The following is a 13,104-nucleotide window of genomic DNA, read 5'->3' on the forward strand; positions in this document are numbered from 1 at the left end:
TATTCATTATGGAGGTTCTTATGAGCGACCCTAAATATAAAAGAGTTGTTTTAAAATTAAGTGGTGAAGCATTGGCTGGAGAACAAGGTTTCGGCATTAATCCATCAGTAATTAAGTCAGTCGCACAGCAAGTGAAAGACTTAGCTGAGCTAGATGTTGAAGTAGCTGTCGTTGTTGGTGGCGGAAATATTTGGCGTGGTAAGATTGGTGAAGAGATGGGTATGGAACGTGCTAATGCAGATTATATGGGAATGCTTGCAACGGTAATGAACTCCTTAGCACTTCAAGATAGTTTAGAACAACTTGGGATTGAAACAAGAGTACAAACTTCAATTGAAATGAGACAAGTTGCTGAGCCATATATCCGTAGAAAAGCCATTCGTCACTTGGAAAAGAAAAGGGTCGTTATTTTCGCTGCAGGCACAGGAAACCCTTATTTCTCTACAGATACAACAGCTGCACTAAGAGCGGCAGAAATTGATGCTGAAGTTATCTTAATGGCAAAAAATAATGTTGACGGTGTATACTCTGCTGATCCACGAATCGATAAAAATGCAAAAAAATACGATGAATTATCCTATTTAGATGTCATTAAAGAGGGATTAGCAGTCATGGATTCAACGGCATCATCACTTTGCATGGATAATAATATTCCACTGATTGTCTTTTCTATTATGGAAAAAGGAAATATCAATCGCGCTGTATTAGGCGAGCCAATCGGTACAATCGTAAGGGGGAAAAACTAAATGCCAAAAAATATCATAGCTAATGTAAAAGAACGTATGACAAAAGCAACACAATCTTACTCACGCGAATTAGCCGGTATCAGAGCTGGGAAAGCTAACTCTTCTATATTAGATAGAATAACAGTAGATTACTATGGTGCACCAACACCTATTAACCAATTAGCTGGTGTTTCTGTACCAGAAGCACGTTTATTAGTCATTCAACCCTATGATAAATCTATATTAGGTGACATTGAAAAGGCAATCTTGAAATCAGATTTAGGACTTACTCCAACAAGCGATGGAAACCTTATTCGTTTATCCATTCCACAACTAACTGAAGAGCGCCGTAAGGAACTTGTAAAAGTTGTGAAAAAAGAGGCGGAAGAAGCAAAAGTAGGCATCCGTAATATTAGAAGAGACGGTAATGATGATCTGAAAAAACTAGAAAAAAATGGAGAAATCACTGAGGATGATCAACGTGGTTACTCAGATGATATCCAAAAAGCAACAGATGAGTTCATTAAGAAAATTGATGAGCTTACAAAAGATAAAGAAAAAGAAATTTTAGAAGTATAATCTTATTTACATTATATAGGACATACTTTTTCGATTGTAGGCGAAGCCCTCTATGATAAATAGGGGGCTTTTTCTATAATGGACCGATTCTAAAACTTCGTGTTTTATGAATGAAGTGAAAAAGGCAGTAGCGTAGAAGAAAATGGAACTATTTTCTTTACTGATAGAATTTGTTGGCAGATAAACCAAAACGGCAATCCTTGAAATCGAACTCTTAATTTTAATTAATATCTTAAAAAAATATCTTATTGCATCGTTTTGTGGTAATCTTTAAAATGAGGAGCACAATTGGAGGAAAGTTATTGATGTGCTTACTTATTCTGCCTATAATGAATATATCTGAAATGGCAAAAGCGTCACTCGTTTAATCATCGAAGTAGTATGAACGGAAAAGGGTGCTTATCCATTAAATACATGGCATTACTTATTTAATGGTAAATCAGCCGATTAAAAGGAGTATTCAAATGTTCGATAAAATGAAACTTTGGAAAAATAATAATGACTCAATAGATCTTCAAGATAGAATAGATAATATTAAAGCACAGCCAATTCCAGAGCATGTAGCTATCATCATGGATGGTAATGGTCGCTGGGCTAAAAAAAGAACGTTGCCACGTGTTGCAGGTCATCATGAAGGGGCAAAAGTCGTTAGAAAAATCACACGATTCGCCAATCAACTGGGTGTTAAAACGTTAACATTATACGCCTTCTCTACTGAGAATTGGAAAAGGCCGAAAATGGAAGTCGATTTCCTTATGAAGTTGCCATCTGAATTTCTGCAAACGTTTTTACCCGAATTAATTGAAGAGAATGTTCAAGTGAAAATGATAGGAAATAAATCTATTTTACCGGCAGCGACATTAAAAGCGATTGACGAAGCGATCCAATCTACTGCTCATAATGATGGGTTAGTGTTAAATTTCGCTATGAACTACGGGAGTCGAGCGGAAATTATTGAGGCAGTTAAAAACGTCTTAATTGATGCGCAAAGTGGTATAATAGATGATGAAAAGTTAACAGAAGAAGTTTTTTCATCATACTTAATGACAAATGAGTTGACCGATCCAGACCTACTGATACGAACGAGTGGGGAAATTCGTTTAAGTAATTTTATGCTATGGCAACTAGCTTATGCTGAGTTTTGGTTTACAGATGTTTTATGGCCAGACTTTGGGGAAGAACATTTTGTTGAAGCAGTTGAAGTATTCCAAAAGCGTCAAAGGCGTTTTGGAGGAGTTTAATAAAGGTGTTGAAATGAATGAAAGAAAGAGTAATCACAGCAATCATTTTTGGAGCAGTTCTCTTGCCACTAGTATTTATTGGTGGGTGGCCATTGATGCTCCTTGCCTATTTTTTTGCAACAGTAGGCTTATACGAACTATTAAGAATGAAAGGGTTTAATCTATTTTCCCTTCCAGGACTCATATCTACGTTTATATTATGGATGATCATGATTCCTACAGAATTTTATTTTGCTTGGTTAATACGAGCAGGAGTTGGAAAGACAGATATTTTAGTACTTGGTGTACTTCTTTTGCTTACATATACAGTATTAACAAAGAATCGTGTTACATATGATGATATTGCCTTTATGCTCATTTCTACTATCTATATAGGTTTTGGTTTTCATTACTTTCTAGAAACGAGAGCGATGGAGAATGGTCTTATTTGGATCTTTTTTAGCCTATTTATTATATGGGCTTCTGATTCAGGTGCGTATTTCTTTGGAAAGGCATTTGGAAAAAGAAAGCTATGGCCAGATATTAGTCCTAATAAAACAATAGAGGGTAGTGTTGGCGGTGTTATTTCATCTGTTGTTGTTGCTTGTTTGTTTTTGATTTTTACAGATATTAGTGAACCCGCTATTCTCATTATTCTTATGACCTGTCTATTAGCTGTCTTTGGACAAGTTGGCGACTTGGCAGAATCAGCATTTAAAAGACATTACGGGGTAAAAGATTCGGGTAGAATATTACCTGGTCATGGTGGGATCCTTGACCGTTTCGATAGCTTGTTATTTGTTTGGCCATTTATGTATATTATCTTATCTATCATGTAATAAAAGACAGGGTAGAGAAACGATTATATAGAGACGCCGTTTTTAGCGGGGAAAGTGTAATCATACCATATGATATGTGGCTTAGTAGACACTTTTCTTAATAGGAGATGTTTTAGAAATGAAAAAAATTAGTTTAATGGGTGCTTCAGGTTCTATCGGTACACAAACGTTAGATATCATTAGACAGCATCCTGATGAATTCCAATTAGTAGCTTTTTCAGTAGGAAAAAATATTCATTTTGCCCGTCAAGTAATCAATGAATTCCATCCAGAGCTTGTTTCCGTCTTAGAAAAAAGTTCGATGGAGATGCTTAAAGCTGAGTTTCCAAGCATATCATTTACATATGGACAACTCGGTTTAACAGAAGTGGCTGTATACAATAAAGCAAATATATTGGTAAATGCTGTTTTAGGTCGTGTCGGACTAGAACCAACATTACAAGCAATTGAGGAAAGAAAAACGATTGCTATTGCAAATAAGGAAACATTGGTAACAGCGGGGCATTTAGTCATGGAAGCAGCAAAAAACTATGGTGTTGACCTTTTACCTGTTGATAGTGAGCATTCAGCGATTTTTCAAGCATTACAAGGTGAGAATGCGAAGAATATCGATAGATTGATTTTAACCGCTTCTGGAGGATCTTTTCGTGATTATAGCAGAGCGGATTTAGAAGCAGTAACAGTTGAACAAGCGTTAAATCATCCTAACTGGTCAATGGGAGCTAAAATCACAATTGACTCGGCAACAATGATGAATAAGGGCTTAGAAGTAATCGAAGCTCATTGGTTATTCTCATTACCATATGATAAGATTGACTGTCTTCTTCATAATGAAAGTATCATTCATTCAATGGTTGAATTCCATGATAGTAGTGTCATCGCACAATTAGGTACACCGGATATGAGGGTACCTATCCAGTACGCACTTTCATACCCAGACCGTTTACCATTAAAGAATAAGCGATTAGATCTAGCCAAAATTGGCCAGCTCCATTTTAAAGAGATGGATTATGATCGCTTTCGTTGTTTAGCGCTTGCTTACCAAGCAGGAAAAGAAGGTGGATCGATGCCTGCGGTTTTAAATGCAGCAAATGAAGCAGCGGTTGCAGCATTTTTAGAAGGAAAAATAAGCTTTTTAAAGATTGAAGAGTTAATTGAAAAAGCTTTAACAAGACATTCCTGTATAAAAGCACCGACATTATCAGAAATACAAGAAGTAGATGAGGAAACAAGAGCCTATATCTATTCGCTTTTATCAAGCTGATTCGTTTTTGATTCAGAAAAAAAGGTGGTTAAAAATTGAGTACAGTCATAGCCTTTATTATCATTTTTGGGGCACTAGTATTTTTCCATGAACTTGGACATTTAATCTTTGCGAAGCGAGCAGGTATCCTATGTCGTGAGTTCGCGATTGGTATGGGACCAAAAGTTTTTTCATTTACAAAAAATGATACACTTTATACGATCCGGTTGTTACCGATAGGTGGCTATGTTCGGATGGCTGGTGAAGATGTTGAAATGGTCGAATTGAAAGCAGGTTACCGTGTAGGATTAGTCTTCAATGACCAAAATGAAGTTCAGAAGATTATTTTAAATAACAAAGATAAATATCCGGATGCAAGGATTCTCGAAATCGAACATGCAGATATTGAACATGAATTGATATTAAAAGGGTATGTCGAAGGTGAGGAAGAAGAAAAATTAGAAACTTTTAAGGTGAATCGCCGAGCAGTATTGGTGGAAGATGGAACAGAAACACTGATTGCTCCTTATGATCGCCAATTTTCTTCTAAAACTTTAGGACAAAGAACAATGGCTATTTTCGCTGGACCGATGATGAACTTTGTTTTAGCTTTTGTTATTTTTGTCATCATCGCTTTATTACAGGGGATGCCATCAAATGCGCCGATGCTTGGGGAATTAACAGAAGATGGTGCAGCGATTGATGCAGGATTCAAACAAGGTGACATTGTTCATTCAGTCGATGGTGCAGAAATTTCAAGCTGGCAAGATGTTGTAGAAATCATTCAGAAAAACCCTAATAATGAGCTTGAATTTCAAATTGATCGCGGTGGGGAAGAAATGACGATCCCGGTTACACCTAAGTCACAAGAAATAGAAGATGGTCCGACAATCGGTGTGATCGGTGTATATAGTCCGATGGAAAAAAATCCATTAAAATCAGTTGTATACGGTGCTGAGGAGACCTTATTATGGACAAAAGAAATTTTTGTTATTTTAGGGAAGTTAATCTCTGGGGAATTTACGATTGATGCCCTTTCAGGTCCTGTTGGTATCTATGTTTCAGTTGACACAGTTGCTCAATCAGGTATATTTTATTTAATGAAGTGGGCAGGCGTCTTAAGCATCAATTTAGGTATCATGAACCTATTGCCTATCCCTGCTCTCGATGGTGGAAGATTAATGTTCTTTGCTATTGAAGGAGTTAGAGGAAAACCGATAGACAAACAAAAAGAAGGTATGGTTCACTTTGTAGGCTTTGCGCTATTAATGCTGCTTATGTTAGTTGTAACATGGAATGACATTCAGCGATTCTTTTTATAAGAAGATGAAACCTGAGGCTCAGAGATCCGTTTTCACTAAATGGTTTCTGAGCCTTGATAATGAAAATAAATAATAGAGGTGTATAAATTAAGATGAAACAAAGTCAGGTATTAATTCCAACTTTAAGGGAAAACCCTGCTGATGCAGAAATTAAAAGTCATCAACTTTTATTAAGAGCAGGATTTATTCGTCAAAATGCTAGTGGTATTTATAGTTATTTACCAATGGCAAGAAAAGTGTTACAAAATATTGAAACGATTATTAGAGAAGAGCTTGAAGCCATTAATGCCGTAGAGATGCTTATGCCTGCACTTCAGCAAGCAGAGTTGTGGCAAGAGTCTGGTCGCTGGTATACATATGGTTCAGAGTTAATGAGAATGAAAGACCGTCATGAGCGAGAATTTGCTCTTGGGCCAACACATGAAGAGGTTGTGACGAGTCTTGTACGTGATGAAGTGAAATCATATAAAAGGTTACCCCTTGCTCTGTATCAAATTCAAACGAAGTTTCGTGATGAAAAGCGTCCGCGTTTTGGTGTGCTAAGAGGTCGAGAATTTATTATGAAAGATGGTTATTCTTTCCATTCAAGCCAAGAAAGTTTAGATGAGATGTACGACCTTTTTTATCAAGCTTATTCCAATATTTTTTCTCGCGCAGGTTTGAATTTTAGAGCTGTTATTGCGGATTCTGGAGCAATGGGTGGTAAAGATACTCATGAATTTATGGTTCTGTCCGAAATTGGAGAAGATACGATTGCTTATTCTGATACATCTCAATATGCAGCAAATATTGAAATGGCAGAGGTAGTTTCAACATATGAAAAATCTAATGAAGAGTTAAGAGAAATTGAAAAAGTTAGTACTACGAATCAAAAAAGTATTGCAGAAATTGTGGATTATTTAAATGTCTCAGCAGAAAAATGCATAAAATCATTACTGTTTAAAGTAGATGAAGATTATGTATTGATACTTGTTCGTGGTGATCATGAAGTCAATGATATTAAAGTAAAGAATCTGCTCGCTGCCAATGATGTGGAATTAGCTGATGCTGAGGAGACAAAATCCGTTATTGGCTGTGAAATTGGTTCCATTGGTCCGGTTCATACAAATGTACGGATCATTGCCGACCATGCTGTCAGTGCAATTGTAAATGGTGTCTGCGGTGCAAATGAAGCTGGTTACCACTATGTCAATGTAAATGTGGATCGCGACTTTACCGTAGAACAATATGCAGATGTTCGCTTTATTCAAGAAGGAGACCCATCACCTGATGGAGAAGGTAGTATTCTTTTTGCAAAAGGAATTGAAGTTGGTCATATATTCAAGCTTGGTACGAGATATAGTGAAGCTATGGACGCGACTATTCTTGATGAAAATGGCCGTTCACAACCAATGATTATGGGTTGTTATGGCATCGGGGTTTCTCGTGTAATGGCAGCTATTGCGGAACAACATAGTGATGAAAATGGACTTGTTTGGCCGGAGAATATCGCACCTTATCAGCTTCATCTTGTTTCTTTAAATATGAAAAAAGAAGACCAAGTGCAATTAAGTGAAAGAGTATACGATTCTTTGAAAGATTTAGGGTATCGTATTTTATGGGATGATCGCGCTGAACGAGCTGGCGTAAAATTCGCTGATAGTGATTTAATCGGTTTACCTTTACGAATTACTGTTGGTAAAAAGGCAAATGAAGGCATCGTAGAAGTTAAATTAAGAAGTACAGGCGAGCAATTTGAAGTATCGGTGGATGAATTACCACAATTCATTCATAATCAGTTAGCATAAAAAACCTAAACATTCCTATATAAAAATATTCCGACCCCATTAGTCGTCAAATGTTAAAGATGAGAATGGGATCGGTTTTTTATTTATCATCGATAGAATTAGATTGTAGTCCTATTAATAAATTGCGTCACTTTCCGAATTATAGCTTGATACTTATGCTTAATAGCCTACGCTTCATTCATTTTTGAAGTGTTAAATAACCCGTTCATTCCTCGGGGAAATAATATACATTACCACAAAATAGTTGACAATTAGCGTGATTTTTACTTTATCAAATCTAGTATTTAATTATGATATAATAGTGACCGATTGAAAAAAATAGAACGTTAATGAAGGGGGAGGGCTGAAATGAGCGATGTAAAAGGAAACAAAGAACGTTTTCAGCTCCTGTTACAACAATTAGAATTAACAGAAGATGCTTTTGTTCATTATTTTGAACAAGCCGAAATCATGAAAGTATATATTCAAAAAAAGGAAAAAAGGTGGCATTTTTCCTTTAGCTTAGAACAAATCTTACCGGCAACTGTTCTTCAAAGATTTGCAGCTCAATTGCACCACAAGTTTTCTCATATTGCACGTACCTCTTTTTCTATTACTGTTACGAATCAACAATATGATGAGAGCTTAATTCAAGATTATTGGACATTTTGTATGAAAGAAATTGAAGGCATCTCACCACCGATGCTTAAGCTTCTTCATGAGCAATTGCCGAAAATAAAGGGAAATAAGGTAATCGTTACCGTTAGTAATGATATGGAAAGTCAGTCTATTAAAAATAAGTATGCGCCCCTTATTCTTGATAGCTTTCAATCATTTGGATTTCCACCATTTCAAATTGAAACAGAATTGTCAACCGAAGAGAGCAATGAAGCATATGAGCGTTTCTTAGAAGCAAAGAGAAAAGAAGATCAAGAACGCGGCATGCAAGCAGCAATTGAAATGGAGAAGAAAGCATTAGAGCAAGAATCAGATACACCGATACCACAAGGGCCATTGACAGTTGGCCTGACAATTAAAGATGATGCTGACTTCCGCAAACTAATTGATATAGTTGACGAAGAAAGAAGAATTGCTGTGGAAGGTTACGTCTTTCATGCAGAAACAAAAGAACTCAGAAGTGGTCGGACATTATTAACTTTCAAAATTACTGATTATACAAGCTCGATACTTGTAAAAATGTTTTCCCGAGATAAAGAAGATGCTGCACTCTTTCAAATGGTACAAAAAGGCATGTGGCTGAAAGTTCGTGGTAGCATTCAAAATGATACCTTCGTGCGTGACCTAGTCATGATTGGTAATGATTTAAATGAAATTAAACCAATTGAAAGAAAAGATACAGCTAAGGAAGATGAAAAGCGGGTTGAACTTCATCTTCATACACCAATGAGCCAAATGGATGCCGTTAGTTCGGTTAGTGCGCTTGTTTCACAAGCAAAGAAGTGGGGACATAAAGCAATTGCGATTACAGACCATGCTGGTGCTCAATCCTTTCCAGAAGCATTTAATGCCGGTAAGAAAAATGGTATCAAAATACTTTATGGTGTTGAGGCGAACTTAATCGATGACGGTGTACCAATTGCTTATAATGATGCTCATAGACGAGTAGCTGAAGATACTTATGTTGTGTTTGACGTTGAAACGACTGGATTATCTGCTGTTTATGACACCATTATAGAACTTGCAGCCGTGAAAATTCACGACGGCGAGATTATTGATCGTTTTGAATCCTTTGCTAATCCGCATCATCCATTATCTGCTACGACAATTAATTTAACGGGCATAACAGATGATTTAGTAGAGAATGCCCCTGAAGTAGCTGACGTTTTAAAAGATTTTTACGAATGGACTGGCGATAGTGTGCTTGTGGCCCATAACGCTTCATTTGATATGGGTTTTTTAAATGTAGGGTATAAGAAAATAGGTCTTGGAAAAGCAACAAATCCCGTTGTAGATACACTTGAATTAGCGCGATTTTTACACCCTGAAATGAAAAATCATCGCCTCAACACATTGGCAAAGAAGTTTGATGTTGAACTAACTCAACATCACCGGGCAATATACGATGCGGAAGCGACAGGCTATATATTAATCAAAATGCTGAAGGATGCGATGGCTAAAGGCATTGAATACCATGATCAATTTAATGACAATATGGGTAAAGGAAATGCTTATCAAAGGGCTAGACCGTCCCATTGTACTTTGATAGCGCAAACGAGTGAAGGATTGAAGAATCTTTTTAAATTAGTCTCGATTGCTCATATTAATTATTTTTATCGTGTGCCACGTATTCCTCGCTCGGTATTACAGAAATATAGAGAAGGTATTATTGTTGGTTCTGGATGTGACAAAGGTGAAGTTTTTGAAGGGATGATGCAAAAATCGCCTGATGAAGTGGAAGAGATAGCTGAGTTTTATGATTATCTAGAGGTTCACCCTAAAGAGGTCTATGCTCATTTATTAGAATTAGAGTTAGTTCGTGACGAAAAGGCGCTCGAAGAAATCATTACGAACGTTGTACAACTTGGTGAAAAATTAAATATCCCAGTTGTTGCCACAGGGAATGTTCATTACTTAAATCCGAATGATAAGATTTATCGTAAGATTTTAGTAAATTCTCAAGGTGGGGCAAATCCGCTCAACCGTCATGAACTGCCTGATGTGCATTTTCGCACGACCAATGAAATGCTTGAATGCTTTGCATTTTTAGGAAAAGAAACAGCGAAAAAAATCGTAGTAGATAATACGAATAAAATTGCTGAGATGATTGATGAAATCAAACCAATAAAAGATGATCTCTATACGCCAAAAATAGAAGGCGCAGACGAAGAAATGCGTGAAATGAGCTATAGCATGGCGAGAAGTATTTACGGAGAAGAACTACCTGAAATCGTAGAAGCTCGTTTAGAGAAAGAATTAAAAAGTATTATCGGACATGGCTTTGCCGTTATTTACTTGATCTCTCATAAACTTGTTAAAAAGTCACTAAATGATGGCTACTTAGTAGGATCAAGGGGTTCGGTAGGTTCCTCATTTGTTGCGACAATGACGGAAATAACAGAGGTTAATCCACTGCCTCCTCATTACGTCTGCCCTGATTGTAAACACTCTGAGTTTTTTGATGATGGTTCAGTAGGTTCAGGGTTTGATTTACCAGATAAAGATTGTCCAAACTGTTCTCAGCATTATCGTAAAGATGGCCATGATATTCCATTTGAAACTTTCTTAGGCTTTAAAGGGGATAAAGTACCAGATATTGACTTGAACTTCTCCGGGGAATATCAGCCTAGAGCTCATAACTATACAAAAGTTCTTTTTGGTGAAGAATATGTATATCGGGCAGGAACGATCGGTACTGTAGCAGACAAAACGGCATTCGGCTATGTTAAAGCGTATCAAAATGATAATAATCTTCAAATTCGAGGCGCAGAAATTGATCGCTTAGCTTCTGGTTGTACCGGTGTTAAGCGAACAACTGGACAACATCCAGGCGGCATTATTGTTGTTCCTGATTATATGGATATTTATGATTTTTCACCTATCCAGTTTCCGGCTGATGATCGTAATTCAGAATGGAAAACAACTCATTTTGACTTCCACTCCATTCATGATAATGTGTTGAAGCTAGATATACTTGGTCATGATGATCCCACTGTTATTAGGATGTTGCAAGATTTAAGTGGGATTGATCCGAAGACCATTCCAACCGATGATCCAGAAGTAATGAAAATCTTCAGTGGAACGGAATCGTTAGGCGTCACAGAAGAGCAAATTATGTGTAAAACAGGGACATTTGGTATTCCGGAGTTCGGAACAAGGTTTGTTCGACAAATGCTAGAAGACACGAAACCAACGACATTTTCTGAGCTTGTTCAAATTTCAGGTCTTTCACATGGAACTGATGTATGGCTCGGCAATGCCCAAGAGTTAATTCATAACAATACATGCACATTAAGTGAAGTTATTGGATGTCGTGATGATATTATGGTGTATTTAATTTATCAAGGCTTAGAACCGGCTTTCGCTTTTAAAATTATGGAATCAGTCCGAAAAGGAAAAGGCCTGACAGAAGAGATGGAAGCGGAAATGAGGAAGAATGAAGTACCTGAGTGGTATATTGACTCTTGCTTAAAGATAAAATATATGTTCCCTAAAGCCCATGCCGCTGCCTATGTCTTAATGGCGGTACGTATAGCCTACTTTAAAGTTCATCATGCGCTTTTATATTATGCAGCTTATTTTACCGTTCGTGCAGAAGATTTTGATATAGATGCGATGGTAAAAGGCTCACAGGCGATCCGAGCAAAAATTGAAGAAATCAATGCGAAAGGCTTAGATGCTTCTACAAAAGAAAAAAACTTGCTGACTGTAATGGAGTTAGCGCTTGAAATGAATGAAAGAGGATATAGTTTCCAAAAAGTTGATTTGTATAAATCCAGTGCAAGTGACTTTATTATTGAAGGTAATACACTGATTCCGCCGTTCAACTCTATACCAGGATTAGGTACGAACGCAGCACTGAATATTGTAAAAGCAAGAGGAGAAGGAGACTTCCTATCGAAGGAAGATCTTCAGCAAAGAGGTAAGGTATCTAAAACAATTATCGAGTACTTAAATAATCATGGTTGTTTAGAAGAATTACCAGACCAAAATCAGTTAAGTTTGTTCTAAGTCGCTTTTACAGCTATTCCATTTGCATAAAAATTATGGTTATGGTATAGTTTTATTGGAAATACTAACGGATATCTTCGCAAACAAGAGTGGGGCAACCCACTCTTTCGTCTTGTTATTAACCAAAATTTTCATCGGTTACAAAGATGATCCGGTATATCTCGATTAGCAGCAACTCTAGTGTTTGCTGCTACATTTATAATGAATAGGCATCTTGCTAGAAGGAGGGATAAAGATGAGTAAAGTGACTGAAGAAGTTGAACAATTAGTCACTCCTATTTTGAGCGATCTTCAGTTGGAATTAGTTGAGATCGAATATGTGAAGGAAGGAAAAGACTGGTTTCTTCGTGTCTTTATTGATAAAGAGACAGGCGTTGATATAGAAGAGTGTGGAGTAGTTAGTGAACGCTTAAGTGAGAAATTAGATGAAATTGACCCAATTCCTTACAACTATTTCCTTGAGGTCTCTTCACCAGGAGCGGAACGCCCTCTAAAAAAAGAACAAGATTTCATGAAAGCAATTGGTAAAAACGTATTTATAAAAACGTATGAACCAATAGATGGAGAAAAAACATTTGAAGGTGTATTAACAGACTTCGATGGCCATATCGTTAAAGTTGAAATGAAAGTTAAAACAAGAAAGAAAACGGTAGAATTACCGTATGAAAAAATCGCAAAAGCTCGCTTAGCTATTGTCTTCTCATAAAGCAATTGGCGTAAC

Annotated in this window: 9 protein-coding genes; all 9 read left to right on the forward strand. The window is 36.8% G+C overall.

From position 1 onward, the window contains the following. Window positions 1–20: 20 nt before the first annotated feature. The 9 genes from pyrH to rimP all read left to right on the forward strand — a co-directional run bounded on the left by pyrH (window position 21) and on the right by rimP (window position 13,089). The gene (pyrH, locus tag MHI57_RS01460) at window positions 21–746 is read left to right on the forward strand and encodes a UMP kinase (protein WP_095369502.1); all 726 of its coding nucleotides are present in this window, start codon (window positions 21–23) and stop codon (window positions 744–746) included. Beyond that, window positions 747–1,304, forward strand: coding sequence for a ribosome recycling factor (frr, locus tag MHI57_RS01465; protein WP_095369501.1), 558 nt, complete (start codon window positions 747–749; stop codon window positions 1,302–1,304). A 464-nt stretch (window positions 1,305–1,768) separates the two neighbouring features. Beyond that, window positions 1,769–2,545 (forward strand): isoprenyl transferase, encoded by a 777-nt coding sequence (locus MHI57_RS01470; RefSeq protein WP_095369500.1) that lies wholly within the window; start codon window positions 1,769–1,771, stop codon window positions 2,543–2,545. Window positions 2,546–2,562: 17 nt separating this feature from the next. Beyond that, entirely contained in the window at window positions 2,563–3,363 is an 801-nt protein-coding gene (locus tag MHI57_RS01475; protein WP_095369499.1) for a phosphatidate cytidylyltransferase, read from the forward strand. Window positions 3,364–3,481: 118 nt separating this feature from the next. Further along, the gene (gene dxr / locus MHI57_RS01480) at window positions 3,482–4,627 is read left to right on the forward strand and encodes a 1-deoxy-D-xylulose-5-phosphate reductoisomerase (RefSeq protein WP_095369498.1); all 1,146 of its coding nucleotides are present in this window, start codon (window positions 3,482–3,484) and stop codon (window positions 4,625–4,627) included. Between the two features lie 35 nt (window positions 4,628–4,662). After that, complete coding sequence (gene rseP / locus MHI57_RS01485; protein WP_095369497.1) at window positions 4,663–5,928, forward strand: RIP metalloprotease RseP; 1,266 nt, start codon at window positions 4,663–4,665, stop codon at window positions 5,926–5,928. A gap of 92 nt (window positions 5,929–6,020) precedes the next feature. Continuing rightward, on the forward strand, window positions 6,021–7,715 hold the full coding sequence (locus MHI57_RS01490; RefSeq protein WP_322909238.1) for a proline--tRNA ligase: 1,695 nt from the start codon (window positions 6,021–6,023) through the stop codon (window positions 7,713–7,715). 348 nt (window positions 7,716–8,063) lie between these two features. Continuing rightward, window positions 8,064–12,383, forward strand: coding sequence for a PolC-type DNA polymerase III (locus MHI57_RS01495; RefSeq protein ID WP_322909239.1), 4,320 nt, complete (start codon window positions 8,064–8,066; stop codon window positions 12,381–12,383). A gap of 235 nt (window positions 12,384–12,618) precedes the next feature. Continuing rightward, window positions 12,619–13,089 (forward strand): ribosome maturation factor RimP, encoded by a 471-nt coding sequence (rimP, locus tag MHI57_RS01500; RefSeq protein WP_095369494.1) that lies wholly within the window; start codon window positions 12,619–12,621, stop codon window positions 13,087–13,089. Window positions 13,090–13,104 lie beyond the last annotated feature (15 nt).

Origin of the sequence: Cytobacillus sp. FSL K6-0129 (assembly GCF_038007625.1) — a bacterium.
In the GTDB taxonomy this organism is placed as follows: Bacteria; Bacillota; Bacilli; order Bacillales; family Cytobacillaceae; genus Cytobacillus; species Cytobacillus kochii.

Coding starts and splice junctions, on each gene's coding strand:
- pyrH (WP_095369502.1), top strand. CDS start 21: ATGAGCGACCCTAAATATAAAAGAGTTGTTTTAAAATTAAGTGGTGAA.
- dxr (WP_095369498.1), top strand. CDS start 3,482: ATGAAAAAAATTAGTTTAATGGGTGCTTCAGGTTCTATCGGTACACAA.
- MHI57_RS01495 (WP_322909239.1), top strand. CDS start 8,064: ATGAGCGATGTAAAAGGAAACAAAGAACGTTTTCAGCTCCTGTTACAA.
- MHI57_RS01475 (WP_095369499.1), top strand. CDS start 2,563: ATGAAAGAAAGAGTAATCACAGCAATCATTTTTGGAGCAGTTCTCTTG.
- MHI57_RS01490 (WP_322909238.1), top strand. CDS start 6,021: ATGAAACAAAGTCAGGTATTAATTCCAACTTTAAGGGAAAACCCTGCT.
- frr (WP_095369501.1), top strand. CDS start 747: ATGCCAAAAAATATCATAGCTAATGTAAAAGAACGTATGACAAAAGCA.
- MHI57_RS01470 (WP_095369500.1), top strand. CDS start 1,769: ATGTTCGATAAAATGAAACTTTGGAAAAATAATAATGACTCAATAGAT.
- rimP (WP_095369494.1), top strand. CDS start 12,619: ATGAGTAAAGTGACTGAAGAAGTTGAACAATTAGTCACTCCTATTTTG.